Raw genomic sequence first — 25,533 nt, 5'->3', positions numbered from 1 at the left:
ACAAGGCCTGCCTTCTCGCGAAGGCAGGCCTTCTCACCTAAGCCGCTCAGGCCGGATCAGCGTACTTCAGTGTCCACGTGAACGTGCGGTTGGCGCCGCCCGTCAGCGCGAACGGCTGGGTCTTACACACGAAATTGGAATGTAGCTGTCCAATCGGCGTGGTCGACAACGGGTTGGTCGTCCCGTTCACGGTGTCGAATTGCGACAGCGCGCAATTGTCGAAACCGGTGGTGGCGTAATTGGTGGCGGGGCTATTCGTGTAGTTGACCGAGAAGCCGTCGCCGCCCGCGGTAGTGTTCTGGAAGTCCGCGAAAGACGAGAAGTCCGTTTCCACCGACAGGTTGCCCGTCAACGTGCCCGAATTCAGCGTATCGCTGCGCGTGATCGTGCCGTGGCTGAAGGTCACGATCGTATGCACCTGCAGATCCAGATCTGTCGTGTACAGCGCGTTTTTCGCGGCTTGCCTGAATTTCGCCGTGTCGAACGTGACGACGACTTCGCCGTTATTTTCCTGCACGTTCAGGTTCTTGTAGTACGTGACGGGAATATAGGTTTTGCCGTTATACGACACCTGCGGAATCAGCAACGCGTAGGCGAGGTCGGTTGTGCCGTACGCGAGTTGATCCGAAGACGGCACCGGATAGTACGGTGTGTACGAGTTGTAGTCGGGCGCCTGGCTCAGGTTGAAGTTGATGACGCGCTTGCCGTCGCGAACCGTGATGAGCGCCGCGCTATACGGATGCGCGGTATCGGTCGGCTGGTTGTACCAGGTCAGCGTGTAATGCGGCTTCGTGTTGAGATAGGTTTGCATGTCGGTATCGGGAAGCGGTGCCTTGCCGTTGAAGCCGAGTTTGTCCCACCATGCGTTGACGTACATGAACTGATGCAGCAGGCTGAAGTTTTCGCCCATCACGCGCGGCTTGCCGCGATACGAGTCGGTGCCCCGGCCCTTGACCCACATGTTCACCGACGGCGTCGGCAAGGTCGGGTCGTACCAGAAGTTGCTGTAGCGATAAGCCGCCTTGTAGATGTACGAGTAGGCCACCTGCATTTCCTGCGGCGTGAGGACGCCCACATTGGCCGCCGCGGTCAGCACTTCCATGAATGCCGTATCGCCGTACGGGCCGATCGAGCGGCCGTAGTTGAAGCCCTGGCCGTTCGTATTGAGCTGCGGAAGAATGAGGTCGACCGAGTTGCGCAGATACTGCTTCAGCTCCGGCGTCAGATTGGCCTCGTTACCCATTTCCAGCGTGCGCTCGGTCACTTCGCCGATCAGCAGCGTGCTATAGCGGTCGTAGCGCGCCTGGTCGTAATAAGTCGTGTGCGTGTTCGAGGCTTCGTCGGAGAAGCCGCCCGTCGAGTCGTTGCGGATATGTTTCGTGAGCGTGTAGAGCAGTGCGTCGCGCGCGCCCATTGTGGCGACGGTCGGGTCGGTCGTTGAAGAAAACGTCGGATTGCTCCAGCCGAGTTTCTGGCGCAGCCCCGCGATACCGTACGACACCGCGTAGTAGTTCTGCGCGGTATTGAGCGAGGCGACGTCAATCGGGGTGCCGGCGGCCGGGCAGGTATTCTTTTGCCCGCTCGCGTCGGGGCCGAACATGTCGCAGAAGGTCAGGCGGTTTTGCAGCGTGGTCAGCATCGCGTCGCTGAACACTTCGTGCAGCATGCCATGCGCGTTGAAATTGTTGAGCGCGACGAGATAGTAGTACTCGCCCCAGGACGTATTCGCATACGTGTAATTGGCGCCCGTCATTTGCGTCATCATCGCGGTCGTGATCTTCTGATACGTCGCCAGATAATCCGCATAGGCCGGATCACCCTTCGTCTTCATATCGATCAGAATCCACGACAGGCCGAGCGCGAGCTTGCCGGGCAGGAATTTGTCGCCGGTGTTCGTATCGAGTACGTGAACTGGGTTGCCGTCGCCGAGATCCATGACCACTTGCGTGAAATCGGGCGATTTCCGGATCAGATCGAATAGCGCGCGCATCTGGCCCATCATCGTGATCGGAATGCCGGCGCCATCCGGCACGCTGGTGTCGGCCTGACCGTAGACGATGCCGTGCAGCGAAATCGCGCCGTTTTGGGACGGATCGGGCGTGGGCGTCGTGGTGGACGGCGAACTCGGGGAGCTGGGCGCAGCGGGCGAACTGTCGTTCGTGCTGCCGCCACAGGCGGTGATCAACAGGGCGGTGGCGGCACTGAGAGTAAGCGCAAGCGTGGTTTTCTTCGGTGAAAGCATGTCGTCTCCAGATTTTGATTTGATGGTGCGGATTCAATTGCTGGTTTTTAATGGTTTTTTATTTTCATCCCCTGGTCGGATTAATGAATTAAGTGATTTTTAAAATCTCGCCGGTACGGGTTTTAAAAAATACTAAACATCAGTCGTCATATAACTAAAATCAATAGGCAAAAAGATGCCCGTGCAGCGGGGCGAGTAATGCTCCCGTTGCGTGGCATTTTTACCAGTCTTCTTTCCTTGCCTGGTGGGCGTCTCCTGGATGGATCGCTGCTGTGCGCAGCATGAAGATTACGGTAACGCGTGTTTTCTTGTTACAGAAACATTCGTAAGTCATAGGAGATCATATCTCAAAGAAGATTGCAAGCAGTCGAAATGACGCTGAAGGCATAACTGGGCGCGCCTGAATCCGCGATGAATGGCCGTTTGCTGCTTCTAAATGGGTCTTTTGAATGCCGTTTTTAGTGGGCTTTCGTCGTCGATTATCAAAGGCGATTTATTGTGCTTGATATCGTTAGTCTTCCGAATCTTTGTGTCCTGTGCTCTGATGTCGCGTTGCTTTCGTGCGGATGTTGTTTTGCTTCGAAAATGATTACAGGGTAGGTGTTCTTGCTCGCATCGAGGATCTGAAGTTAAACGTTTTCCTTGTCTCTGTGGCCTGAAAATCGACACCGAAAATTATCTGGGATTACTGAATATCTGTGGCGTCCGGCGCGCTGTTCTGAGCGATTGCCGGCGGCTTGAGCCACCCATCGGCTAAGATACGGCCCGCCTCGCATTTTTTAGAAAAAAGGAGTGGTTTCGATGTTCCAACCAAGCAACGTATTCAAGGAAAATCTTGCGCAGATGCCTGCGATCGACGGCATCGCGCGCATCGATCTGGTCGACGGCAAGGGCACCGTGGTCGCCAGCATCGAGAACAAGCCGGGCAAGCAGGGCTCGCTCGCGGTCTACAACTATCTGCATGCCACGTTCGGTGCGCTGGACTCCAAGGCAGCCGAATACGGCCTCGCGCTCTTCGCCGAACATACGGCCGACGCACGCAACCGTCCGGGCGCGCACCCGAGCGTCGATCATCTGCTCGCCATCGCGGCTGGCGCCGAGGCCCTGCGTATCGACGTTGTCGCGGCGGCCTGAGGCTGCCTGAAGTTCTCTGAAAGCGTACGGCAGGTTAGACGTTTTCCTGCCGTTGCCGTGAGTTTTCCGCAAGTTTCCCGCAAGCTCCGATGCGCCCGCGAACGGGATTCGCGGCCTGTCGGGCCCTTATTTAAGTAAAAACCCTGATTTTTTCGATCGCAGTGGATTGGCTTCACAATCGGCTTCTATTCGACGAATTGAAAAGCCGGCGGCCGGCGCACACTGAGTTCGTGCCAATCTCGTTCACTGCGCCAGGAGCGTCAGATGTCTTCCCGCCACGATAAAAGCCGTCAATTCGAAGCCGGCCTGCCGGAATTTGCCACCCCGGAGCGGGGCAGCCCGTTGTCCGGTCCCGATGCGGAGATCATGCGCGAGTTGCAGCACCGCTCCGAAGCCGTATTGCGCCTGGCGACCGAAACCCACGCCGCCGTTGCGCGCAGCGACGCGGCCGGCGCCGAGTTCGCGCGCCGATCGCTTGCAACGCAGTTGACGCTGACGACCGGCCTGATCGACGAACTGCTGTTCGGCGAGTCAGGCGAGTCCGTGCTGCATTGACGGCTTCAGCACATCCGGTACTTCGGTATTAACCCGCACTCCCCATTCTCCGGAGACTGACATGAGCGCTCTGACGGTAGTTCTTTGCATCTGGGCGATGCTGGCTTTTTGCGCGATCCTGTTCATTCGCGGCGCAAGTCCGCGTATCGAGCCCGTGGCGAAAGAGCCGGGCCGCCGTCCCTCGCGCTATTCGATTGCCGAGTAATTTCACCCGGTCAATCACAGCCGGTCAACGGCGTCGAACCAACGGGGTAACATGAAGTGCGGAGCGCTTGTGCTGAACGGCGCTGCCGATGTTGCCACCGGAGGTTCTCGCATGGACACACATTCGATTCTCGGCATGATGCATGCCGAAGAGGCTTTGCTGGTCTCCATCGTGCGCTCGCTGCCAGCGGACATCCGGCGCAAGATCGCCAATGACTTTCACGAGCAGGCGCAACTCGCCGAAACCTCGCATCTGAATCCGACGACGAACCGCGAAGCGGGCGACGCGTTCAAGGCGCATGTCCGTCGTCTGTCGAACATGCTTGCTTCGTTATCTTGACTAAATGCGCCGAATGCAATGAATGAGGCGAAGGCGCGCATGCGCGCCGGCCTCGTTCGCGTGAATGGCTTTCGGTGCAATGGTCTGCAAGGCCCGGGCGATGCCGTCCCAGGTGGCGCTTTGCGCACCTGCTTATTGGGGGCAGCTTAAGCCTGACTTAAGAAAGCATCCATAGGCTTCCAGCAGCCTCATGCAGCGTCTCGCGCAGTACCCGGAGATGCTGTTCCAACGAAACCGCCGTGCATGCCTCTCGCGCCTGCGACGGTCGACCGCTTAGCCTTAGTCAATGCCTCTATCCGTAGCCCGCATCCTGCCGGGGCGCGCCAGCAAAATCATTGTTGTATGTGCAATGAGCTCGGTGTGCGCGGCGTACCTGATGACTCACGACCATGCCGCGCGCAACGACGAACCCGACGTCTCGCTGGTGAGCAAGGATTCGACGACCGCCGCCGCGCGTTTACCGGCGACGACTGCACCGATTCCGCAACTGCCCGCGTTCACCGTTAAAAAGGCGCCGATCGAACGCAACTTCGCGGCGGCCACGCAAAGCCTCGGCGTCGATGCCGGTACCACGGCGATTCTGGTCCGTGCGTTCCATAACGAACTCGACCTGACGCGCGACCCGCAACCGGGCGACCAGGTGAGCGCGGTGTTCGACAACAACGGCGGTGGCGACAAAGCCGCCGCCACGCAGGGCAACGGCGGGAGTGCTTCCATCGTGTCCGCGCGCGAACCGCTCGCGGTTCGCATCGTGCGCGGATCGGCCACGCACGACGTGTTTCTGTACAAGGACCTGCACGGCCAGCCGCTCTATTACACGAAAGACGGCGCGAGCACGAAGCCCGCCTTCGATCGATATCCGCTGGCTTTCACGCGCGTGTCATCCGGTTTTTCGTTGCGCCGCTTCGATCCGGTCGCACATCGTTGGCAAAGTCATAACGGTGTCGATCTCGCCGCGCCTCCCGGCACGCCCGTGCATGCGACGGCGCGAGGCGTGATCCGCTTTATCGGCCGTCAGACCGGTTACGGCAAAGTCGTCGTTATCGAGAATCCCGCACCGTATTCGACGACGTTCGCGCATTTGTCGCGTTTTGCGAAAGGGCTGCGGCGCGGCAGTCATGTCGCGCGTAATCAGGTGATCGGCTATGTCGGCGAGACCGGTTGGGCGACCGGGCCGCATCTGCATTACGAGGTGCACGTCGACAATGTGCCGCAAGACCCGTTGACGGTCGGACTGCCGGAGAAAACGCCGCTGCGCGCCGGGGAGTTGCAGCAATTCGAGGCCCGCGTTGCGCAATTGACGGCGCTGCTATGAAACGGGAATGGCCGCTGTCCGGGTTCGGTCTCAGCTTTGCGACACGCCGGTCCGCGCCAGGTAATCGCTACTCCGTCTCGTAACGCGCAGGCAATTCTGACCGGAGTACCCGGCAAACCTTTGCCGCTCAACATCGATACGGGTTTTCCCGCGCGCCTCGAATCAATGCAGGCCGACGCGCGCGACGGCATCGCTGCACCATGGTGGTGTCTCAATTCCGACTCATCGCGTGCGATCGGGCCCACACGATACGCGCTGCGAAAGCTCAGATCATTTGCCGGCAAGGTTTGCAGCATCATGGCACGGCCGTTGCAATAAGAGCGGCACAAGAACCAGATACGCTGCAACCGGCAAGCACGTAGTGAATAACAGCCGACAGCAGCACATGTCTTCGTGATTCGCGTTCGGGGAGATTGACGCGTCTTGCGAGGGGCGGCGGGGCCAACTCAGGGCGGATGTCAATAAACAACGACGCGAGTGAGCGATGCGAAAGCATCGGTCACTCGCGATCGTGACAACGTGAAGCGATGACCTCGCCACTTTTTACGTCCTCGTGGACGGCGTCGAATTTACCGTAAGTTCACGGTAAAGCATCGGCGCGATGCCGCCGATTCGTGGGGCTGGCGCTTGCGTGCCGGCCGGCAGGCTGCGAAGATCACGCTAACGCTCCTGCCGTTCCCGACTCTCCGGTGTGCGTGCTTCCTGTTTGCGATGGTTCGAACTGCTCATGTTGAGCCGTAGCAAGCCGTTCACGCGAATGCGCGCGCAGGAGCCGTCAATACACGGTATGCATCGTCCGCCCGGGGAATTCCATGTTCGCGTCGATCCCGTTTCCTGAATTGCTGCACCACGCGAGCCTCTGGCTGAAAGCCTATGCACTCGCGCTGCTGACGATGGGCATCGGTGCATGGCTCGAGCGCCGCTGGCCGGCCGCGTTGCTGCAATCGCGCGCGGGGCAACGGTTGAACATGGCGTACGCGGGAGTGTATCTGGCGCTTGTCGAGGCCGCGAAGCCGCTCGCGGCAGCGGCCAGCGTCGCGATCGTGAATGCGTTCGGCGGCGGCATGGTGGTGCTCGTGTCGCAAGGGTGGGGCGCGCTGGCGTCGTTCGTGATCGTGCTGCTGACGATCGATCTGCTCGAATACGCGTTTCATCGCCTGCAGCACACGTGGCCCGTGTTGTGGAAGCTGCATTCGCTGCACCATAGCGCGGTGGATTTCAACGTGACGATCACGCTGCGGCATCACTGGCTCGAAGTACTGATTAAGGGCTGCCTGCTTTATCCGATCGTCGGCGTGCTGTTCAGGGTCGAACCGTGGATCGTCGGCGCGACTTCGGTCGTGTTCCTCTTTGGCAACTACTTCTCGCATCTGAATCTGCGCGTGGACCTCGGCCGCTACGTCACGTGGGTCAGCAATCCGCAGTATCACCGTTTGCATCACTCGATCCGCGCGGAGCATCTCAATCACAACTTCGCGCAATTGCTGCCGATGTGGGACCACGTATTCGGCACGCGGTGGGTGCCCGCGAAACATGAATGGCCGGTTACGGGTCTCGACGACGGCACGCAGCCGCGCTCGCTGCTTGGCGCGTTGAGCTGGCCGTTAGGTGTCCATGCCAGGCGCGAGGCGGTGCCTGTTCGCAAGCCGCTCGCGTTGCTGGACAAGGAAACGGAATGACATTGGCGGCCTGGGAAGCCGCGCGGTGAAGCAACGGTGCAGCGGCTATGTGAATCGGCTATGAAGCGGCGCGGTTGCAAAGCCGGTTCGCGCGCTATGCGGCAGGCTGCGCGTTGCGCACGGCTTTGCCGCCCAATAGCGAAACGATCAACGTAGCCATCACGAGCAGGCACAGCGCGACGCGCAAGCCGAGCCAGCCTGCGCCGAGGCCGATTAGCGGCGGTCCGACCAGAAAGCCCGCGTAACCGGCCGTGGCCGCCATCGAGACGCCGATCGCGGGCGTCGCGGTCGAGCGGCCGGCCGCGCTGAAAATTACCGGCACGATATTCGCGAGACCGATGCCGATCATCGCGAAGCCGACGCACGCGGTCAGCACTGTCGGCAGGCTCAATACCAGCGCGAGCCCGGCCAGCGCGATCAGGCCGCCGAGCGCGACGACCCTGCTCGAACCGAAGCGGCGCACCGAGGCATCGCCGGCGATCCGGCAGGCCGCCATCGAAAACGCAAACGCGGAGTAGCCGATAGCGGCGACGCTCGCTTCCTGATTCAGGGCCGAGCGCAGATACACCGCGCTCCAGTCGGCCACCGCGCCTTCCACGAGCATGCAGAGAAACGCGAGCATCGCCAGTTTCATCACGCCGCTGTCGGGCCATGCGAAGCCGCTCGACGTGGCGGCCGCGCGCGCGCCGACATCGCGCAATGCCAGCGACGCGGAAAAAACGATCAGGATTGCGATGCATAGGTCGGGCGCCAGCAGTCCGCCGATCACCCCGATGCCGTTCTTCTGCAACATGGCGCCGGTTGCGGCGCCGAGCAGACCGCCGGCGCTCCATGCCGCATGAAACGACGACATGATCGGCGCGCGCCACTGTGTTTCGATGGCACTCGCGTGTCCGTTCATCGACACGTCGAGCGCGCCATTCGACGCCCCCAGCACGAACAGCACGGCACACAGCGCCGCCATGCCGGGCGCGAGCGCGGGCAATGGCAAAGCGATGGCGAAGGCCACGCCGAGCAGCGCGGTCGCGCGGCCGCTGCCGAAGCGTGGCGCGAGTTGTCCCGCGAGCGGCATGGCGACGATCGCGCCGAGCGCGAAGCAGAACAGCGCGATGCCGAGCGCCGCGTCGCCAAGCGCGAGGCTTTCCTTGATGCGCGGCACTTCGACCGCCCATGCGCCGATGCCGAAACCGTTGGCGAGAAAGATGCCGATCGTCGCGATGCGTTCCTTGACCGGCTTGCCGCGCGAGTTGTCGGGCGTCGTCATGAACGTGCCACCGTCACGTTGTCGCAGACGGCTTCGAGGCGCTTGAGCCGCGCGCGCGGCACGTCGGCCTCGACGAACAGATAGTCGATCGCCGATGCGGGCGCGACCGCGAACGGTGCTGCCGTCATGAGTTTTTCCGACGTCAGCGCGATGGCGATCCGGCCGCTGGACTTGACCATCGCGCGTTTCAATTCGGCATCCTCTGCGTCGAATGCAGCGACGCCTTCCTCGGGATCGAGCGCACAGGCGCCGAGAAAGCAGAGGTCGGCGCGAATCTGCTGGACTTGCAGCAGTGCGGTTGCGCCGAGCGAGCCGGCCGCGCCGCGAGCAATACGCCCGCCGACGAGTATCACGTCGAAACCGGTCCGGTTCAGCAAACGCGTGCCGGCTTCGGGCGAATTCGTCACGACGGTGAGATCGGCGTTCTCGGGAAGGGCTTCTGCAATCGCGACGTTTGTCGAGCCGGCGTCGAGCAGAATGATCTGCTTCGGCCGCACAATCGATGCAGCTGCCGTGGCGAGGCGCGCCTTGCGATCGACGGCTTCGTGCATGCGGAGCGCGGCTGGTTTGTCGGCGGGCGAGATCAGCAGGGCGCCGCCGTATACGCGCTTGCAGTGCCCCTGGTCGGCGAGATCGCGCAGATGGCGGCGCACCGTGTGCTCCGAGGTCTGTAACTCGGCGGCGAGTTCCGCCGCCAGCACGCGACCGTGCGTGCGCAGGCGTTCGAGAATCAGCGCTTCGCGCTGCCCGGGCAGGAGTCCGTTGATGGCTTCCTCTCGCGTTCGCTGCATGGCGTCTCCTTGCTCGATGGGCTTGAATCGATCATAAACGAGCAAAATTTATCGTAAACGTGCAGTCGATGCAAGCGGAGCCGTCGCGGGCTCAGGCGATGCGTTGCTGGCCGCGCGCACTGCGGCCGAAGAATAGCCAGTCGAGCAGCCATACCGCGACGAGCGTCGCGCCCATCAGCGGAAAGACGACGCCGAGCAGAATGAGGCCGGCTTTCCAGCCGCGCATCGGCGGCGCGGCGCGTTCGCGCGACGGCGCGCCGAGCGTGCCGGACACACGCAGCGGCCGCCGTTTCCACCACATCACGCAGCCTGTCACCGCGAGCGCGGCGAGGCCGAGCGAAATGGCCGCGCAGAGCAACTGGTTTGCCACGCCGAAATAGCGGCCCATATGCAACGACGTACCGTACGACACGGCCTTCGCGATGGCGCCATAGTCGCCGTAGCGGATGTCTTTCAGCACCGCGCCACTATATTGGTCGATATATAGCGTGCGTTCGTCTTTCGGATTCCCTGGGAAATAGGAAATGGTATAGACGCCGGTGGCGGAATTCGGCAGCACGATGCTGTAGCCGTCGGTGATGCCGAGAGAGGTGGCGAACGCGGCGATATGGCCGAGCGAAAGGGGCTGTGGCGCTTCGGCGCTTGCATCGGTTGCTGCATCGCGGGACGAGGGCACGCGTGCATTGCCGGCGGCCCACGGTTTGAGCGGCAGCGGCAGGTCGTCCATGACCATACCGGGCATCGAGTCCATGCGGGCGTGGGCTTCATGGGCGCCGTGCGCATCCTTTGCCTCTGCGTGGTCTGCGTGCGTACCCGGCAATGCGGAGCGCAGCGCCAGACCTTTCCATGCGCCCGGCGGCGCGCCGAGCTGCGCGGCAGTCGCGAGCGCCTTGAACTGCTTGCCCCACGAGCCGGTCCACGGCAGGCCCGTCAGCACGAAGGCGAGCGCGCCGAGCGCGAGCCAGATGCCGAGTGTCGCGTGGATGCTTTTCCAGAGCGGGCGCCCTGACAGCGACAGGCGCGGTGCCAGTGCGGCGCGCACGGTGGTTCCGGCGCGCGGCCACCAGAGCGCGACGCCGGTGCCGATCATCACGAGCGTCCAGCATGCGACCAGTTCCATCAGCAATTCGCCGGGTTTGCCGAGTAGCAGCTTGCGATGCAGCATGCGATCGACCTGCATGAAACGGCGCTCGACGCTCAGTGTGCCCAATGCCTCGCCGTTATACGGATTCAGATAGACGCTCTGTTGCGTGCGGTCCGCGAGACGGAAAACGAATTCGGCGCTGCGTTGCGCGTCGCTTGTGATAACCGAGGTCGTCGCGACGGCATCGGCCGGCATGGCCGCGCGCGCTTTCGCCAACAGTACGTTGGGGGGCAGCCTCGGCACCGCTTGCGGTGCGACGATCAGGCGGTGCCGATACAGCAGCGGCTCGATCTGCGGCTGGAAGCAATACAGCGTGCCGGTGACGGCCAGCACGAGCAGAAAGGGCATCACGAAGAGGCCGGCGTAAAAGTGCCAGCGCCATAGCGTTCGGTACCCCGAATACGTGGAACCGGTGTTCGCACCGGCGCTCGGGTCCGCGGTCGAATCGCGGGCAACGCGCTCGTGTTCAGCGGCATGAGTTGTGGACATGAAATCCTCGTCGGATAAGTTGGATCGATCGGTTCGCGGGCTGCCTACAGGCGCAGCTTCGCTTCCACATAGAACGTGCGGCCCGGATACGGGTGATAGACGAAGTAGCGCGCATCGAAGATGTTGTCGACGCCCACACCGATTTCGCTGAGCCGGGTCGGCTTGAAGGTGAACTTCGCATCCGCGACTGTGTACGTGCTGGTGCCGCCGAATACGTCGGGATTCGTGTCGGTATTCGTGAGCGTGTTGTACTGGCGTCCCGAATAGCGCGCGGCGAGCGTAAGCGCCGCGCGGGCATCGAAGTGATAGGTCGCGGCAATATCCGCGCGCCATAACGGAATGCGATAAAAGTACTTGCCGACGGTAGCCGGGTTCTGCGCATTGGCGATGATCTTCGACTGCGTATAGGCGACGCTGGCGAGCAGATCGAGGCCGTGCACCAGCACGTCCTCGCCGGAATAGTTCGTTTCGACGCCGCGCGAGCGCACCTTGCCGATGTTCTGGAAGTTCGTCACGTTGGGAATCACGGTGGTGTCGGTCTGACTGAAGATCGTGTTCTTCACGTCGTCCTGAAACAGCGAGAAGCGGAATAGGCCATTCCAGTGCGCCCATTCGGCACTCAGTTCTTTGGAAAGATCGTCCTCGGGCTGGAGATTCGGATTGTTGTTGACGATCGCGAAGCCGTTGATTTGCCCCTGGAACAGTTCGCTGACCGTCGGGAAACGGTACGCGCGGCCAATCGAGGCGCGCAAGGTCAGATCGTCGCTGAGGTCGAACGACAGCGACGCTTTCGGCGAGAAGTGGCGCTGGCTCGCCTCGCCGTACGAAACGGTCTGGCCCGGCAGCGATTGCGTGCCATCGTAGGCTTGCCAGTCTTCATAGCGCACGCCGTAGACGAGCTTCCAGCACGGCAGAAAACGCCATGCGTCCTGCGCGTAGAGCGCCTGCGTCTGCGTTTTGCCCGTGAAGGCATTGGCGAATGACGCCGCGTTGCCGTCGCGCCAGTTCAGCGTGTTGTAGCTCTGGTTGTCGAGAAAGTAGTTGTCGTAGTGATAGCCGAAACTCAGCGCGTGATTGCCGAGTCCCGCCTCGTTCGTGAACGGTGTGTACGTGCCGCGCAGATCGAGTGTTTTCCAGCCCGTGCCGTCGCCGAACAGTACCGTGCCGGGACCATTGCCGGGGCCGCCGGCATTCGCCGTGCGCGCCACGCTATTGCCGATGTCGTAATACGAGGCGATTGCTTCGCCATTCCAGCCGGCTGCGTTGCGGGTTTTCAGCGACAGACCGTATAGCCAGTTTTCGCTGTGACCGAGACTCGGTGCAAAGGCGGCCGCGGGAATCGTGTAGTGATAGCCGTTGATCGACACGTTGCCGCTGTACACAGGATTACCGTTCGCGTCGCGCAGGAAGGTCGAGGTCTGGCTGTCGTAGGTCTGATGCCAGTAGCCGAGCGTGAAGCCGCCTTGCAGCGTCGGCGTGAAGTCGTACTGCATCTTCAGCTTGAACTGGTCCTGCACCGTGTGCTCGATGCCCTCGCCGTTGACGCCGAGTACGGCCGTCGGCGTATTGGTCTGGTTGTTGTAGAAGTACGCGCCGGTGACGGGCGTATCGCCCGCTTTCGCGGGTGTGCCCGATTGCGCGAGCGTCGCGAATTGCAGCGGCTGGCTCGTGTTCTCGAGATGATTCACGCCGAGCAGATACGAGAACTTGCCGATGCGGTCGCCGATCGACGCGCTCGCTTCCGTGCCGTTGAAATTCTGGTTGACGCCGTACAGGCTGAAGTGCTGCGTAAACGCCTTGACGTCCGCATCGGCCTCGAACTGCTTCGGCATGCGCGTGCTGATGAGCACGGTCGCGCCCAGCGAATTGCCCGGATAGAGCGCGGAAAACGGCCCGTAGATCACGTCGACCTGCTGGATCTCGTCGGGAAACACCATCGACCAGCGCGGCGGAAACGAATAGCTATTGCCGAGCAGATTGCTCAGCATCAAACCGTCTGCATAGACGAGGCCGCGCGCACTTTGCGTATTGCTCGTGCCGCGCACCGCGATGATCGAATTCAGGTCGCCGATAAAGCGCTTGCGCACGGCCAGATTCGGCATGTACTTGAGCACGTCTTCGGTATTGGCGACGTTCCAGTTGGCGAACTGATTGCGCGTGACGGTTTCGACGGAAGCGGGCAGATTGGGATCGACGGCGCGCGGTGCGGCGCTCGTACTGGCGCTGACGCTGACCGTGGGCAGCGTCGCGTCCGGTTTGGCGTCGTCCGCTTGCGCGGGCGAGGCGACGAGGGCCGGCACGAGTGCCGAAGCGAGGAGCGGCCAATAAGCGGACCGACAAGTGGACCAACAAGCGGACGAATAAGCAGGCCAACAAGCTGGCCCATGACTCGCCCCGCGAGCGGACCGGCAAGCGGCGCGATGAACCGCGCGATAAGCGGAAGAAGCAAAGCCCGCGTCGCGGCGGACGCAAAGGGGCAGCCTTCGCAGGGCGAAGTCGAACATGAACGTTTCCTCGATGCATTGAACAGGCGAGCGCGGGCGTCGTCGGCGTAGGCGACGAACGCGCGATCAGAACCGGCAGCGATCAGGAAACGACAGGCGGGGCTCGTGGGCGTCCCGACGGGAACGCGCCAAGCGGTATGAAGCGGATGGACAGCGTGGGCGGCGCGGTGCCGGCAAGCGGCAGGGCGGCCGGAAGTTCGGCGACGGCAACCGTCGGCATCGCCACGTGATGTTCGAGCAGATGACAGTAGCCGCAGGCGCCGAATGCATCGTCGTGGCTCAAATGCACGGGCGCGGGACTCGTTTGAGCCACGAGCGCATTGCCCGCATCGCTCGCGCCGGACGGATGCAGCGCGGAACAGAGCGCGGCAACAGGCTCGTCCGCGCGGCCCGATGCGACCAATTGACTCACGAGCGGCGCGAACACGACAAGCCACATGGCGACGAGGCCAAGCCATGCGGTCATGCGGTGACGGGAGCGTGAAGTCATGATGATCGGGAAAAAGACCGCGCCGATTCTATCATCGCCGCGCGATCTTTTCTTTCGTGATGACAGGTATAGCAGCGGATTAGACGGCAAAAGGCCATTCATTTCGACGCGCTGGAACAGTGGCGAATCACTTAATCTGTCGGATCGCATTGCCGACATCCCGCGGAAACAGCACAATATTTATCGCCACGACTCATGACGTCCATGCCGACGCTTGCCCCTTCCCTCGCCGACATCATCCAGCGCGCCGCTTCGTCGTGCTCGGCCGGACAGTACGCCGACGCCTCGCGGCTCGTCTTGCCGCTGCTCGACGATGCGAGCTTGCCGAACGATCGGCGTGCCGATGTGCTGAACATTGCCGGCGCGTGTTCGTTCATGTCGGGCCAGGTCGCGGACGCGGAGAACTACTGGCGCCAATGTTTGCATCTGAAGCCCGATTACGTCGCCGTGTATGCGAGTCTCGGCGCGCTGCTCCGATCGCTCGGCCGCCTCTCCGCCGCGAAAGCGATGTATCTGCAACTAGTGGCGCGGTGTCCGCTCGACGCGGATGCGCATTGTCAACTGGGCAGCGTGCTGCACGGGCTCGGCTACAGGGACGAAGCGCAGGCGTCGTATCGCAAGGCATTGACGATTCGCCCCGATCACGCCGAAGCACATTACGGCCTCGGTATCGTGCTGAGCGAACTGCGCCGCCCGCATGAAGCCGAAGTGGCTTATCGGCATGCGCTGTGCGGACTGCGCGGTCATGCGGAATTGCACAACAACCTCGGCAACGTGCTGCTGGAACTCGGGCGTCTCGCGGAGGCGGACGCGGCGTATCGCGAGGCGCTGACGCTCAGGCCGCAGTATCCGGAAGCGCTCAACAACTTGGGGGGCGTGCTGAAGGCAACGCAACGGCTCGCGGAGGCCGAGCTGGCTTGCCGGCTTGCACTCGCTATCCGGCCCGATTACGCGGAGGCGCATCTGAATCTCGGCTCGGTACTGGTCGACCTCGAGCGAGTACCTGCAGCGGAAGAGGCTTATCGCGCAGCGATTGCTCATCGCGAGAACTATGCGGAGGCGCATTACAACCTCGGCATTGCGCTGTTCAGGCAGGAGCGTTTCGGGCAGGCCGAACAGGCCTATCGTGACGCGATTCGCTGGCAACCGGACCTCGTGCATGCGCATAACAACCTCGGTTGCGTGCTGCGCGTGCGGGAACGTTTCGCCGAGGCAATCGAGGTATTCCGGCGCGCGCTCGCTCTATCTCCGCAACTGGCGCCGGCGCATGCGAATCTCGCGGCTGCACTCGCGCAGCTGAGACGGTTCTCCGAGGCCGAGAGCGAGTATCGCGCGGCGCTGGCCTTGCAGGCCTGTTATAGCGAAGCGCGTTTCGGTCTTGCCGTGGTGCTGCTCGGCATGGGCCGCTTCGACGAAGCCTGGCCACTCTACGAGGACCGTTATGAGCAGCCCGGTTTCATTCACCGCAAGACGCGCGAGATGCTCAGGTGTCCGCAATGGACGGGCGACACGCTGGCGGGCAAGTCGGTGCTGGTTTGGCAGGAGGACGGTCTTGGCGACGTGCTGCAATTCAGCCGCTATTTTTCGTTGCTGAAAGCGCAAGGGGCCGCGCATATCGCGTTTGCGTGCGTGCCGGCGCTGCATCGGCTGATGGCGGATGTCGATGGTATCGATGCCGTGTTCGATCACAGCAGCGCACTCGCGCAAATATCGGGCTACGACTGCTGGACCAGTCTTCTGAGCGCGCCGCTGCATTTCCGCACGACTGTCGAGACGATTCCCGCGCCGCTACGATTCAGGACCGATCCAGCGCTCGTCGAGTCATGGCGTTCCGCATTGGACGCACTGCCGCCGGGGCCCAGGATCGGTCTCGTCTGGAAAGGCAACGCGAAGCATCATAATGACGCGAATCGCTCGATTCCGTCGCTCGCCACGCTCGCGCCGCTCTGGAGCGTACCGGGCCTGCGTTTCGTGAGTCTGCAGAAAGGGCAGGGAGAAGACGAAGCGCGCCATCCACCCGCGGCTCAACCGCTGCTCGACTTTGGCGCTGACGTGAAGGATTTCGCGGACAGCGCGGCGATCGTCGCGCAGCTCGATCTCGTGATTTGCGTCGATACGTCGATCGCGCATCTGGCCGCCTCGCTCGGCAAGCCGTGCTGGGTGATGCTGCCGGAACGCGATGTCGACTGGCGCTGGATGCACGAGCGCGACGATTCGCCGTGGTATCCCCAATCGTTGCGTCTGTTTCGCCGGGCGCCCGGAGAGGATTGGGCGGTATCGGTCGAGCGCGTGCGGCAGGCGTGTGTCGAACGATTCGGTGCCGCGCTTCGCGAGGAAGCACGCTGATTTCCGTCAGGCGGCACCGTAAGCCGTCTTTATGCCTGCGTCACCTGGATGTGATAAAGCCCCCACGGCGACAACTCGAAGCGGTCCTTGAGCGGTTTGGTGGCCAGTTCGGGAAGATGGTCCGCGTCGAAGATCGCCCATAGCGGTCCCAGGCCACCGAGCGGCAGCGGCTTGCCGTCCATCTGCGTCGCGAGAATGAAGCGATACGCACGCACCGTGTCGAGTGTCGTCATCACGGCGTAACCGTCGACCGCGTGCATCACGATTTGCGTGCTGCCGGCATCGGGCGCGCCGACGTGAGCGAGTACCTCGGTGAGCAATGGGCCGCTAAACGTATGCTGATGCGAATCGTATTCGATGGTGGGGCGAATCGTCACTTGCTTCATGCTAGCGAGCAAAGGCAGATCGATGCCATAGGCTTCCGAAAACCTGATCTGATGCTTGGCCAGCAACTGATCGAATGACGGGTCGAGTGCGCCGCGATTGCTGCGTTTGATCGAACCGGATATCGTCAGGATAACTGGCGAGGGGGCGCAGCGAGCGCTGTATTCGCGCTGTGCGCCGAATGCGGGCGTGGCTGCCGCGCCTAGTACTGCTGTGCGGGTCAGGAATTCGCGTTTATTCATTGTATTTTCTCCGGGCGTCGTTGAGGCCTGGCCAGGCGAGGCCGGCGTGCCCTATATTGTCGGGGAATTGCCGCCTTGCGTGATGCGGTTGTGCTTTATTTTTACTGAGTTTGCCATTTGCTTTTTACTTCCACAATGATTTCTGGCTTACAAAAACATTGAGAGAACTTCGCGTGGCCTGGAAAGCAATCTGGGAGACAAGGGGGCAATGAACGAACTCAAGTACGTTGCATTCATCGGCTTCGGAGAAGCGGATGGTATCGAATACGGAACGTTGCCGACTCCGTTCGATTGGCGCGCGTTTTTCGATAGCCTGCCGGACAGGGGGCGAGAGTCCAGGGGCTGAAAATCGCACCGCTAGTTCGCACCGATACTGACCGTGCGCGTCACGTCGACCACCGACAGGCGGATTGCATCGATCAACGCACGCGCGGCCGGCGAGGGCGTACCCGCCGCGCGCAGCGTCAGGCCGATATTGCGCCGCGTGTTGTACAGCGGCACGTCGAGTGCCACGAGTTGTCCTGATTGAATCTCGTGATGCAGTTGCTGCGCCGAGAGTGCCGCGGCCATGTCGGTGCCGAGCAGTAGCCCGCGAATTACCGCAAAGTCGGCGGTCTCGACTGTCGGTAGCGGCGGCTTGACTTTCAGGCGCTTGAATTGCGTTTCGAACAATGCGCGCGCGGGTGCGTTGCTGCGCGGCAGAATCCACTGCGCGTCGCGCAAGTCCATGATGGTCAGGTTGCGCGCCTGGGTGAGCGGATGATCTCGCCGCACCAGTATCACCATGTCGTCCGACATCAACCGCTCGTTTTTCAGGCCGCTCGTCGCATCGTTGTCGCGCAGCGCGCCGAGAATAAAGTCGATGTCGCCCGCGCGCAGACCGGCCACCAATGTCTCGTACGAGCTTTCGTCGGTCACGACGCGCACGCCCGGATTTTCCGAGGACATGCGCGCAATCGCCTTGGGAAGAATCAGCGTGCGTCCGAGCGGCAACGCACCGACCGTCACCGCACCCTGAATCTTGCCGTGCAACGCGGCGATATCGTCGGGCACGTGGCGCAATTCGTTCAGTGCGCGCCGCACGTGCAGCAGAAACGTTTCGCCTTCGGTCGTGAGCAGAATGCCGCGCGGGCTGCGATGAAAAAGACTCAGACCCGAACCGCTTTCGAGCACGCGAATCGCAGTGCTTACCGCGGGTTGACTGATGCCGAACGTTTTCGCGGCACTCGGCATATGCCGGTGCCGCGCGAGCGCCACCAGCAGTTGCAGGCGCCGCGTGTTGAGCAGATAAGCGGGCAGCGCGCCTTCCGCAACGGGCCGGCGGCGCGTCTGACGCGCGGCACACCATTGCGCGAGTTCTTCCAGTTCGGCGAAGATGCGCTCGCAGCGATGCAGCACCGCGCGGCCGACCGGCGTCGGCAGCATGCCCGATGGGCCGCGATCGAAAAGCGGTTCGCCGAGTGCCGATTCGAGTTCCTGCACGGAACGCGTGACCGCGGACTGAGCGCGAAACAACGCGGCCGCCGCGCGCGTTGCGCTGCCCATTTCGGCGACGAGTCTGAAGGCGCGCAACTGCGCGAGATTGAGCAGGTCTTTGCCGCCCGCCGGCAACGGCGCTTTGGCCGAAGCGGGGCCGTGTTCCGTCGATGCGTTGTCGTTCGTCATGCCGCGCCCGTCATCAGATCGTCCGCACATGATGCAGCGGCGTGCGCGATATACCGAGCCGCTGCGCGAGCCGTGCTTCCGCGAGACGCCGACCCGGCGATGCTTCGCCCGGGAATATCTTCCCGCGTAACGTCTGGACAATCGCTGGCTGGGTCGTCTCGTTCATGGGTGTCTGACTCGTCGGAAGCTCCGAAGTATAGCCACGCGTATCACACCGCACCAAGCTTTAAAAAGTGCTTTGCGAGTTCTTTTCCCGAGCATCTGTTTTATTTATCGCATGCGGCGCCATGAGGGAGAAATACGAAGTTCTCAGCGTGGCCTTGGAATACCGGCGAAGCCATGCGCGGCGCGGCTTGCGGCGATGTCCGCCGGTTTGCCCGGCACGCATTTGCACGGTTTCGGGCCATGATTCCGGCGCAGAATGAGGTTTACCCGTACTTCCTGTCTCGCGGCACAATTCCTATCTTTGTATCCCAAGACGGTCGCGTTGGGTATTGCGGTGCAGACGGGCGATACAGACGGCGACCTATCCGATCGACACGCGGCACGAAGTGACGGAAGAGAGCGAATATGGCAAGGATCATTGGTGGCATCGGCACGTCGCACGTGCCGACAATCGGCCTGGCGTACGACAAGGGCAAGCAGAACGACCCGGCGTGGGCGCCGCTTTTCAAAGGTTATGAGCCGGTGGCGCAATGGCTCGACGAGCGCAAGCCCGACGTGATGGTGATGTTCTACAACGATCACGCCAACAGCTTCTTCTTCGACTGCTATCCGACTTTCGCACTGGGCGTGTCGGCCAATCACGAATTCGCGGATGAAGGCGCGGGCAAGCGTCCCTTGCCGGATATCGCGGGCCATCCCGATCTCGCGATTCATATCGCCGAGCAGATGGTCAACGACGAATTCGATCTGACGATCTTCCAGGACCGCCCGCTCGATCATGGCTGCAATTCGCCGCTCTCGCTGATGTTGCCGCATCAAGGCGGCTGGCCGCTCTCGCTGGTGCCGTTCGAAGTGAACGTGCTGCAATATCCGTTGCCGACCGCGAATCGTTGCTACCGGCTCGGCCAGGCGCTGCGTCGCGCGATCGAATCGTTCAAGCAGGACCTCAAGGTCGTGGTGGTCGGCACGGGCGGCCTGTCTCACCAGGTACACGGCGAGCGCAGCGGCTTTAACAACACCGAATGGGACATGGAATTTCTCGACCTGATCGTCAGCGATCCCGAGCGTCTTGCCGCGATGAAGCACGTCGACTACGTGCGTCTTGGCGGCGCGGAAAGCGTCGAGACGATCATGTGGCTCGCGATGCGCGGCGCGCTCGGTTCGAAGGTCCGCGAACTGCATCGCAACTACTATCTTGCCACCAGTACCGCAATGGCCGTGACGATTTATGAAGAAGAGGTGGGGCAATGAATCCGCAACTGATCGGTGTCGAAGCATTGACCGGCACGTATCCGTTCGACATTCGCCAGAGCATGAAGGCGATGCGTCTGAACCGTTTCTTCTGGCAGATGCGCGAGGCGCCCGCGCGTGCGCTGTGGCTCGAAAACCGTGCGGCCGCTTACGATGCGGCGGCTCTGACGCCGCAAGAGCGCGCGCTCGTCGACAACACGGACTGGATCGGCCTGATTCGCTATGGTGTGTGCTTCTTCGTGCTGGAGAAGTTCGCGCGTGTCGTGAAGATCACGAACCTCGGCATGTACGCGAGCATGCGCGGCGAAACACTCGAAGCATTCCTGAAAACGCGCCGGGTGCCGGAAGCGGTTTAAACGCTGCATGGCGGCAACCGCTCATTAGCGCGTCGTGCCTCGAATGCGTTCGACGTGATCGTCGAGTTGCGCAACCGAATCGTCGAGAAACTTGGCGCGCGCGTCGAGGTGAAAAACTATCAGCGTGACGGCGAGGATCACGATTGCCGCCAGTGTGACCGCGGTTACGAGCCATTCGGGCCTGACGCCGCCCGCCGCGCCGCAGATCGAGCCGGCGGCGAAATCCGCCGCGGCCATGCCGGTGTAGTGCATGCCGGCAATCGCCACGCCCATGACCAGTGCCGTGCCGATGCGTTTGGCCGTTACGTGCCGCCGCTCCGCGGTGCGCAGCGTATAGGCGCTCCAGAGCGCTACTGTGGACGCGGCAATCGCAATCGCGATCGACGCGATGAAAAGAACGGGGTGGTAGTGAATCGCGGGAGACATCAACATCGCGGCCATGCCGACGTAATGCATGCTGGCGATGCCTAAACCCATGAGCACACCGCCCGCGAACAGGCGGAATATGCCGAGGCGTTTGCGCGTGACGGTCTGCAATGCGAACCACGACACCAGTACCGCGATGGCGAACGAGTAGATCGTTATTCTGAAATCGTAGCCAATCGGAATGCTGAGCGAGAAAGAAAGCATGCCGATGAAATGCATCGACCAGATTCCGGCACCCATTGCCAACGCGCCGCCGGCGAGCCATATCTGGCGTCTTCTCGCATAGGCGAGCAGCGAAATGCGATCGGCGAGATCGAGTGCGGTGTAAGAGGCGAGCGTCGCAATGAGTAAGGAAATGGCGACGAGCCACAGGTTATAGGTGCTTTGCATAAGTCGATGGCTTTTGTGATAGCGCGTATAGCGATTATTGGCAACCTCGCTGGGATTTTTCACCCATGAAAAATCCGACCCTGCAAACCGCATTGGCCTGTGCGGTTATGTTCTTTCCACGCTTCTTTCCGGCTATACCCCGATACAAGCCGCACTATGGAAAAAAAGTCCGGTCGAGTGTAATACAGATTTGAGAAATTTTAATTAAGGATTGGATACGCAGACAGGATTTTCTTCAATCAATACCGAGTGAATTGTTAAATTCTCATGCGTGCATAATAAGCTGTGTCGCCGTGGGAAAGAGCGGATCGGGAGAAACCCCGGGCATGCTTTTCGCGTCCTGCTACGGTATAACGCCAGCAGGGGATCAATGTTCTTTCTGCCTGCCGGGGCACGCAACGAGACAAGACAGGACGTGCGATATAGTCGCGAGCGGCGCGCGCATTTCGCTGATGACCTATGCGGACACCCCTACTCCGCCATGTCCGCGCAGTCCGGCAATCTCGACTTCCGAATAGCGCGCCGGACATTCGACCTCGAAGATCGCAGCCTTTCTTGCGGCAATGTCGTTTGACGACACTTGTCCGGTTGCCAGGTACACCGGCGATTACCGCCGCCGAACGCTGCCAATCGCCGTGAATAGCCATGTATGATGGCGGACTCGCGCCCGCATTCGAACGCCGCGCGAGCGGCCTGCACGGATGCCGCGCGCGCTGGCCGCCCGGGGGCCGCGCATCCATTCACGATGATCCAGAGGAAGACCGCCATGACGGCTGCAACACAATTCGATCAGGTTTCCGTTGTCAAACGAGCCAACGTCTATTTCGACGGCAAGTGCGTTTCGCACACGGTTCTGTTTGCCGACGGCACGCGCAAGACGCTCGGCGTGATCCTGCCCTGCACGCTGAACTTCGGCACCGACGCGCCGGAACTCATGGAAGTGCAAGCAGGCAAATGCCGTATTCGCCTCGACGGCAGCGACGAATGGAAGGCCTATGGCGAGGGCGAATCGTTTTCGGTGCCGGGCAAGAGCCGTTTCGATATCGAGGTGATCGAAACGCTCGACTACGTTTGCAGCTATCTGTAAGAGCGGGTAGGGCGCATGCGGTGGGGGATGCCGCATGCACCTCGCGCCGGCAGCCCGCAGCCGCATGCCACGCAAACTTACTTCCTCTGATCGTCCGTATCTTCGCCCAGGTCATCCACTGTTACGCCCAATTTCTCATACAGCGCCGTCCGGCCCAGCGGTGTAACCTGCACCGCCCGCGATGAAGACGCGCGCCGCAACCAGCCGTTCTCGCACAGCATCGACATGAACCTGACGCCGAGCGGGCCGGCGAGATGGTGTTGCCGCTCGGTCCAGTCGAGGCATTGGCGTGCGATGCCGTGCTTGCCCGGTCGCAGTGCTGCGACGTCGATACCGAGTTCACCGAACCACCGCGCGCCGGCTTGCGTAACTTCCAAACGCTTGTCTTCGCCGGGCGCGAGAAGATCGCGCTGCATCAACTGCTGCGTGATCGCCACGCCGACCTGACCGGCAAGATGGTCGTAACAGCATCGCGCGAAACGCAATTGCCGCGCATCGCGGCCACGCGGTTTGCGGCGCGCCGGTGCTGTGGCGCCGATTGCCGCGAGGTTTTCGAGTAGCGACGCCACCTGCGTATCCGCGAGTCGATAGTAGCGGTGGCGTCCCTCTTTTTCGACCGTGATGAGGCCACCGTCCAGCAGCTTGGCGAGGTGGCTGCTCGCGGTTTGCGCCGTGACGCCGGCCGCGTAGGCCAGCTCGCCGGCCGGCAGCGCGCGGCCATCGGCCAGTGTCATCAGCATGGCCGCGCGGGCCGCATCGGCGATCAGGAACGCCGTCGCCGCGATTTTCGGTTGAACGTCCATCTTCGTCTCCTGAGCATTGACCGATAGCGTAGCCCAAACTCGTGCCCGGATACTTCGACGCGCATCGAAGCATCGCGGCCCCTCGATCCCCGATACTGAAGCGATACCAGCCATGTTTTCAAGGGGGACTCGCCCGATGAACGCTCGAATACGGCAACGGACCGTGCTGCTTGCAACGAGCCTCAGCTATGTCGTCGTGATCCTCGATACGTCGATCGTGAACGTCGCATTGGCGCCGATATCGGCGAGTCTTGCGACCGGCATGAGCGGGCTGCAATGGGTCGTCAATGCTTATACGCTGACCTTCGCGAGTCTGCTGTTGTCGGGCGGCACGCTCGGCGACCGGCTCGGCGAGCGCGATGTGTATATTGCCGGTCTCGCGATTTTTACCGTGGCTTCGGCGTTGTGCGGCGCGGCGTCCGGCCTTGCAATGCTGATCGGCGCGCGCATTGTGCAAGGTGTCGGGGCAGCACTGCTGGTGCCCGCTTCGCTTGCACTCATCAATCGCGCGTGCCCGCATCCTCGCGAGCGCGCGGCCGCATTCGGCGTATGGGCCGGACTCGGGGGCCTCGCGATGGCGGCAGGGCCGCTGATCGGCGGTGTGGTGATCGGACTGGTCGGCTGGCGCAGCATTTTTTTGCTGAACGTTCCCGTGTGCCTTGCCGGCATCGCGTTGGCGTTCAGGGTGTCGATGCCGGCGAGAGAGCCGGGCGGTGCCGCGCATCGTTTCGATATCGCCGGGCAGATCGCCGCAATCGCGACGCTCGCGCTGCTCAACATCACGGTCATCCGTTTGCCCGCAGAGGGATGGTCCGCGCCGCCCATTGTCGTGGGCATCGCGGCAACACTGCTCGCGGGCTGCATGTTCGTCGCAATTGAAATGAAGAGTGCGCAGCCGGTTTTGCCTTTTGGCCTGTTTCGCCATGCGGGCTTTTCCTGCGCGATTTTCGTTTCCGTGGTTTCGGCTTTTACGTTCTATGGCCTGATATTCGACCTCAGCCTGTACTTCCAGCATCAGCTCGACTACTCGCCGATGCGGACGGGGCTGGCCTTCCTGCCGCTCACGATCGTCGTGCCGATCGGCAGCCTCGTGTCGAAACGCGCCGTGGCCTGGCTGGGACCGAGGCGTCTCGTGGCCGGTGCGTGCATGCTCGCGGCGCTCGGCTTTACCGGTTTGTGGGCGATCGTCTCCTGCTTTTCCGATGCGCCATTCGCGTTCGCCTTGCCCGCGATCGGTCTTGCCGCGAGCCTGATTACCCCCGCCACCACGGCGACCCTCATGGCATCGGTCGAGATCGATCGCTCCGGTATCGCGGCGGCGGTGCTCAATGCCGCGCGTCAAACGGGCGCGGTGCTCGGCGTCGCCATTTCGGGGAGCATGCTCGCGCTACAGCATTCGATTGCCGACGGCATGCGCGGCGGCCTGTTGCTGTCGGCTGCGTTGTCGATGGCAGCCGGGATCGTCTGGTTTTCAGCGTATGCCGTCAGCTCAATGACGCCTCGCCCTTCGCGACGATCTCCTCGATCACCTGCACGAACTGCTCCACCGGCTGCCCGCCCGTCACCAGATAGCGACCGTTGAAGATGATCGACGGTACCGATTGAATGCCCATCTGCTGATTATTCTTCTCTTCTTCGCGCACCTCGTCGGCATACGCGCCGCTCGTCAGAACTTCGCGCGCTTCTTCGGCATCGAGTCCCACCGACCGCGCCGCTTCGATCAGCACGTCATGATTGCCGGGGTTCTTGCCGTCGGCATGATAGGCGCGCAGCAGCGCGAGCTTGAGCGGCAACTGCTCGCCCCGGATGCCGGCCCAATGCAGCAGACGGTGCGCATCGAACGTGTTGTAAGTGCGTGTGCGCGGACCGAAATCGAAGCCGACGCTCGCGCCGCGTTCGCGGATCATCGCCTGCGTTTCGGCGATCTGCGCGGGCGTGCGCCCATATTTTTTGCCGAGATATTCGACGATGTCTTCGCCGTCAGGTCCCATCTGCGGATTCAGTTCGAACGGATGCACGGCGATTCGCGCGTCGACGCGATCGTGCAGACGCGCGAGCGCAAGCTGCAGCGACGACAGGCCGATCGCGCACCACGGGCAGGCGATATCGGAGACGAAATCGATGGTGAGCTGCTGTTTCATTGCGGTCCTTGAAGGGAAGAAGTGCCGTGAAGTTCGCGGAATGCGGGCGCGGCGAATTCCGACAGCGTAGCGTGAATCGTCGGCGCGTGCAGGGCCGCCGAATATGAGCGCAAGACCCGGAGTGTT

24 protein-coding genes and 1 pseudogene are annotated in these 25,533 nt (G+C 62.0%); 13 read left to right on the top strand and 12 right to left on the bottom strand.

The window, feature by feature from the left end:
• Window positions 1-46 precede the first annotated feature (46 nt).
• Window positions 47-2,242, bottom strand: a complete 2,196-nt coding sequence (locus F3J20_RS08640; protein WP_167043749.1) for a hypothetical protein — start codon at window positions 2,240-2,242, stop codon at window positions 47-49.
• Window positions 2,243-3,043: 801 nt separating this feature from the next.
• On the opposite strand from F3J20_RS08640, the gene F3J20_RS08635 reads away from it, so the two are divergent.
• The 6 genes from F3J20_RS08635 (at window position 3,044) to F3J20_RS08610 (ending at window position 7,469) form a co-directional block, all read left to right on the top strand.
• Complete coding sequence (locus F3J20_RS08635; protein ID WP_167043751.1) at window positions 3,044-3,376, top strand: DUF2322 family protein; 333 nt, start codon at window positions 3,044-3,046, stop codon at window positions 3,374-3,376.
• 264 nt (window positions 3,377-3,640) lie between these two features.
• Window positions 3,641-3,931, top strand: coding sequence for a hypothetical protein (locus F3J20_RS08630; RefSeq protein ID WP_167043752.1), 291 nt, complete (start codon window positions 3,641-3,643; stop codon window positions 3,929-3,931).
• A 61-nt stretch (window positions 3,932-3,992) separates the two neighbouring features.
• On the top strand, window positions 3,993-4,136 hold the full coding sequence (locus tag F3J20_RS08625) for a hypothetical protein (protein WP_167043754.1): 144 nt from the start codon (window positions 3,993-3,995) through the stop codon (window positions 4,134-4,136).
• A 111-nt stretch (window positions 4,137-4,247) separates the two neighbouring features.
• Window positions 4,248-4,475 carry a hypothetical protein gene (locus F3J20_RS08620; RefSeq protein WP_167043756.1) on the top strand — a complete coding sequence of 76 codons (228 nt, stop codon included), beginning with the start codon at window positions 4,248-4,250 and terminating at the stop codon, window positions 4,473-4,475.
• Between the two features lie 376 nt (window positions 4,476-4,851).
• Window positions 4,852-5,790 (top strand): M23 family metallopeptidase, encoded by a 939-nt coding sequence (locus F3J20_RS08615; protein WP_240162735.1) that lies wholly within the window; start codon window positions 4,852-4,854, stop codon window positions 5,788-5,790.
• 812 nt (window positions 5,791-6,602) lie between these two features.
• Entirely contained in the window at window positions 6,603-7,469 is an 867-nt protein-coding gene (locus F3J20_RS08610; protein WP_167043760.1) for a sterol desaturase family protein, read from the top strand.
• A gap of 94 nt (window positions 7,470-7,563) precedes the next feature.
• On the opposite strand, the gene F3J20_RS08605 is transcribed toward F3J20_RS08610, so the two are convergent.
• From F3J20_RS08605 to F3J20_RS08585, 5 genes are all read right to left on the bottom strand, one after another.
• Entirely contained in the window at window positions 7,564-8,733 is a 1,170-nt protein-coding gene (locus tag F3J20_RS08605) for an MFS transporter (protein WP_167283127.1), read from the bottom strand.
• On the bottom strand, window positions 8,730-9,524 hold the full coding sequence (locus tag F3J20_RS08600; RefSeq protein WP_167283126.1) for a DeoR/GlpR family DNA-binding transcription regulator: 795 nt from the start codon (window positions 9,522-9,524) through the stop codon (window positions 8,730-8,732). Before F3J20_RS08600 ends, F3J20_RS08605 begins: the two co-directional genes overlap by 4 nt.
• A gap of 91 nt (window positions 9,525-9,615) precedes the next feature.
• The gene (locus F3J20_RS08595; protein WP_167283124.1) at window positions 9,616-11,157 is read right to left on the bottom strand and encodes a PepSY domain-containing protein; all 1,542 of its coding nucleotides are present in this window, start codon (window positions 11,155-11,157) and stop codon (window positions 9,616-9,618) included.
• Window positions 11,158-11,201: 44 nt separating this feature from the next.
• Window positions 11,202-13,661, bottom strand: a complete 2,460-nt coding sequence (locus F3J20_RS08590) for a TonB-dependent receptor (protein WP_167283122.1) — start codon at window positions 13,659-13,661, stop codon at window positions 11,202-11,204.
• Between the two features lie 82 nt (window positions 13,662-13,743).
• Entirely contained in the window at window positions 13,744-14,151 is a 408-nt protein-coding gene (locus F3J20_RS08585) for a DUF2946 domain-containing protein (protein WP_167043768.1), read from the bottom strand.
• On the opposite strand from F3J20_RS08585, the gene F3J20_RS08580 reads away from it, so the two are divergent.
• Together F3J20_RS08580 and F3J20_RS08575 are read left to right on the top strand one after the other, a co-directional pair.
• Entirely contained in the window at window positions 14,150-14,350 is a 201-nt protein-coding gene (locus tag F3J20_RS08580; protein WP_167283121.1) for a hypothetical protein, read from the top strand. The genes F3J20_RS08585 and F3J20_RS08580 overlap by 2 nt on opposite strands.
• On the top strand, window positions 14,347-16,497 hold the full coding sequence (locus F3J20_RS08575) for a tetratricopeptide repeat protein (RefSeq protein ID WP_167283119.1): 2,151 nt from the start codon (window positions 14,347-14,349) through the stop codon (window positions 16,495-16,497). The genes F3J20_RS08580 and F3J20_RS08575 overlap by 4 nt, the downstream gene beginning before the upstream one ends.
• 29 nt (window positions 16,498-16,526) lie before the next feature.
• Here the strand turns inward: F3J20_RS08575 and F3J20_RS08570 are convergent, their stop codons facing one another.
• Entirely contained in the window at window positions 16,527-17,123 is a 597-nt protein-coding gene (locus F3J20_RS08570) for a molybdopterin-dependent oxidoreductase (RefSeq protein ID WP_167283117.1), read from the bottom strand.
• Between the two features lie 208 nt (window positions 17,124-17,331).
• On the opposite strand from F3J20_RS08570, the gene F3J20_RS08565 reads away from it, so the two are divergent.
• Window positions 17,332-17,469 carry a hypothetical protein gene (locus F3J20_RS08565; RefSeq protein ID WP_167043596.1) on the top strand — a complete coding sequence of 46 codons (138 nt, stop codon included), beginning with the start codon at window positions 17,332-17,334 and terminating at the stop codon, window positions 17,467-17,469.
• Window positions 17,470-17,480: 11 nt separating this feature from the next.
• Here F3J20_RS08565 and F3J20_RS08560 read toward each other — a convergent pair whose 3' ends face one another.
• Together F3J20_RS08560 and F3J20_RS08555 are read right to left on the bottom strand one after the other, a co-directional pair.
• Window positions 17,481-18,788, bottom strand: coding sequence for a LysR family transcriptional regulator (locus tag F3J20_RS08560; RefSeq protein WP_167283116.1), 1,308 nt, complete (start codon window positions 18,786-18,788; stop codon window positions 17,481-17,483).
• 16 nt (window positions 18,789-18,804) lie between these two features.
• Window positions 18,805-18,954, bottom strand: a pseudogene (locus F3J20_RS08555) (GntR family transcriptional regulator); the annotation flags it as partial.
• A gap of 404 nt (window positions 18,955-19,358) precedes the next feature.
• Here F3J20_RS08555 and F3J20_RS08550 point away from each other — a divergent pair.
• Together F3J20_RS08550 and F3J20_RS08545 are read left to right on the top strand one after the other, a co-directional pair.
• On the top strand, window positions 19,359-20,204 hold the full coding sequence (locus F3J20_RS08550; protein WP_167283112.1) for a gallate dioxygenase: 846 nt from the start codon (window positions 19,359-19,361) through the stop codon (window positions 20,202-20,204).
• Complete coding sequence (locus F3J20_RS08545; RefSeq protein ID WP_167043779.1) at window positions 20,201-20,560, top strand: protocatechuate 3,4-dioxygenase; 360 nt, start codon at window positions 20,201-20,203, stop codon at window positions 20,558-20,560. Before F3J20_RS08550 ends, F3J20_RS08545 begins: the two co-directional genes overlap by 4 nt.
• Window positions 20,561-20,584: 24 nt before the next feature.
• Here the strand turns inward: F3J20_RS08545 and F3J20_RS08540 are convergent, their stop codons facing one another.
• The gene (locus tag F3J20_RS08540; RefSeq protein WP_167283111.1) at window positions 20,585-21,376 is read right to left on the bottom strand and encodes an MHYT domain-containing protein; all 792 of its coding nucleotides are present in this window, start codon (window positions 21,374-21,376) and stop codon (window positions 20,585-20,587) included.
• Window positions 21,377-22,142: 766 nt separating this feature from the next.
• On the opposite strand from F3J20_RS08540, the gene F3J20_RS08535 reads away from it, so the two are divergent.
• Window positions 22,143-22,463, top strand: a complete 321-nt coding sequence (locus F3J20_RS08535) for a pyrimidine/purine nucleoside phosphorylase (RefSeq protein WP_167283109.1) — start codon at window positions 22,143-22,145, stop codon at window positions 22,461-22,463.
• A gap of 77 nt (window positions 22,464-22,540) precedes the next feature.
• Here F3J20_RS08535 and F3J20_RS08530 read toward each other — a convergent pair whose 3' ends face one another.
• Complete coding sequence (locus F3J20_RS08530) at window positions 22,541-23,266, bottom strand: winged helix-turn-helix domain-containing protein (RefSeq protein ID WP_167283108.1); 726 nt, start codon at window positions 23,264-23,266, stop codon at window positions 22,541-22,543.
• Window positions 23,267-23,402: 136 nt separating this feature from the next.
• Here F3J20_RS08530 and F3J20_RS08525 point away from each other — a divergent pair, with 136 nt between their 5' ends.
• The gene (locus F3J20_RS08525) at window positions 23,403-24,848 is read left to right on the top strand and encodes an MFS transporter (protein WP_167283106.1); all 1,446 of its coding nucleotides are present in this window, start codon (window positions 23,403-23,405) and stop codon (window positions 24,846-24,848) included.
• Here F3J20_RS08525 and F3J20_RS08520 read toward each other — a convergent pair.
• Window positions 24,751-25,407 carry a DsbA family oxidoreductase gene (locus tag F3J20_RS08520; protein ID WP_167043788.1) on the bottom strand — a complete coding sequence of 219 codons (657 nt, stop codon included), beginning with the start codon at window positions 25,405-25,407 and terminating at the stop codon, window positions 24,751-24,753. The two genes, F3J20_RS08525 and F3J20_RS08520, sit on opposite strands and share 98 nt — an antisense overlap.
• Between the last annotated feature and the right edge of the window lie 126 nt (window positions 25,408-25,533).

This window comes from Paraburkholderia sp. Cy-641 (genome assembly GCF_011752945.1).
Lineage (GTDB): Bacteria > Pseudomonadota > Gammaproteobacteria > Burkholderiales > Burkholderiaceae > Paraburkholderia.
The sequence above is the reverse complement of the archived record's forward strand: the minus strand, read 5'-3'. Positions and strand labels throughout refer to the sequence as shown.

Bases quoted from the DNA above. Each gene is read 5' to 3' on its own strand.
- F3J20_RS08540 (WP_167283111.1), bottom strand. From the start codon at position 21,376: ATGCAAAGCACCTATAACCTGTGGCTCGTCGCCATTTCCTTACTCATT.
- F3J20_RS08530 (WP_167283108.1), bottom strand. From the start codon at position 23,266: ATGGACGTTCAACCGAAAATCGCGGCGACGGCGTTCCTGATCGCCGAT.
- F3J20_RS08615 (WP_240162735.1), top strand. From the start codon at position 4,852: ATGACTCACGACCATGCCGCGCGCAACGACGAACCCGACGTCTCGCTG.
- F3J20_RS08600 (WP_167283126.1), bottom strand. From the start codon at position 9,524: ATGCAGCGAACGCGAGAGGAAGCCATCAACGGACTCCTGCCCGGGCAG.
- F3J20_RS08520 (WP_167043788.1), bottom strand. From the start codon at position 25,407: ATGAAACAGCAGCTCACCATCGATTTCGTCTCCGATATCGCCTGCCCG.
- F3J20_RS08640 (WP_167043749.1), bottom strand. From the start codon at position 2,242: ATGCTTTCACCGAAGAAAACCACGCTTGCGCTTACTCTCAGTGCCGCC.
- F3J20_RS08575 (WP_167283119.1), top strand. From the start codon at position 14,347: ATGACGTCCATGCCGACGCTTGCCCCTTCCCTCGCCGACATCATCCAG.
- F3J20_RS08585 (WP_167043768.1), bottom strand. From the start codon at position 14,151: ATGACTTCACGCTCCCGTCACCGCATGACCGCATGGCTTGGCCTCGTC.
- F3J20_RS08630 (WP_167043752.1), top strand. From the start codon at position 3,641: ATGTCTTCCCGCCACGATAAAAGCCGTCAATTCGAAGCCGGCCTGCCG.
- F3J20_RS08620 (WP_167043756.1), top strand. From the start codon at position 4,248: ATGGACACACATTCGATTCTCGGCATGATGCATGCCGAAGAGGCTTTG.
- F3J20_RS08595 (WP_167283124.1), bottom strand. From the start codon at position 11,157: ATGTCCACAACTCATGCCGCTGAACACGAGCGCGTTGCCCGCGATTCG.
- F3J20_RS08590 (WP_167283122.1), bottom strand. From the start codon at position 13,661: ATGTTCGACTTCGCCCTGCGAAGGCTGCCCCTTTGCGTCCGCCGCGAC.
- F3J20_RS08545 (WP_167043779.1), top strand. From the start codon at position 20,201: ATGAATCCGCAACTGATCGGTGTCGAAGCATTGACCGGCACGTATCCG.
- F3J20_RS08565 (WP_167043596.1), top strand. From the start codon at position 17,332: ATGAACGAACTCAAGTACGTTGCATTCATCGGCTTCGGAGAAGCGGAT.
- F3J20_RS08610 (WP_167043760.1), top strand. From the start codon at position 6,603: ATGTTCGCGTCGATCCCGTTTCCTGAATTGCTGCACCACGCGAGCCTC.
- F3J20_RS08625 (WP_167043754.1), top strand. From the start codon at position 3,993: ATGAGCGCTCTGACGGTAGTTCTTTGCATCTGGGCGATGCTGGCTTTT.
- F3J20_RS08550 (WP_167283112.1), top strand. From the start codon at position 19,359: ATGGCAAGGATCATTGGTGGCATCGGCACGTCGCACGTGCCGACAATC.
- F3J20_RS08605 (WP_167283127.1), bottom strand. From the start codon at position 8,733: ATGACGACGCCCGACAACTCGCGCGGCAAGCCGGTCAAGGAACGCATC.
- F3J20_RS08580 (WP_167283121.1), top strand. From the start codon at position 14,150: ATGATGATCGGGAAAAAGACCGCGCCGATTCTATCATCGCCGCGCGAT.
- F3J20_RS08635 (WP_167043751.1), top strand. From the start codon at position 3,044: ATGTTCCAACCAAGCAACGTATTCAAGGAAAATCTTGCGCAGATGCCT.
- F3J20_RS08570 (WP_167283117.1), bottom strand. From the start codon at position 17,123: ATGAATAAACGCGAATTCCTGACCCGCACAGCAGTACTAGGCGCGGCA.
- F3J20_RS08535 (WP_167283109.1), top strand. From the start codon at position 22,143: ATGACGGCTGCAACACAATTCGATCAGGTTTCCGTTGTCAAACGAGCC.
- F3J20_RS08525 (WP_167283106.1), top strand. From the start codon at position 23,403: ATGAACGCTCGAATACGGCAACGGACCGTGCTGCTTGCAACGAGCCTC.
- F3J20_RS08560 (WP_167283116.1), bottom strand. From the start codon at position 18,788: ATGACGAACGACAACGCATCGACGGAACACGGCCCCGCTTCGGCCAAA.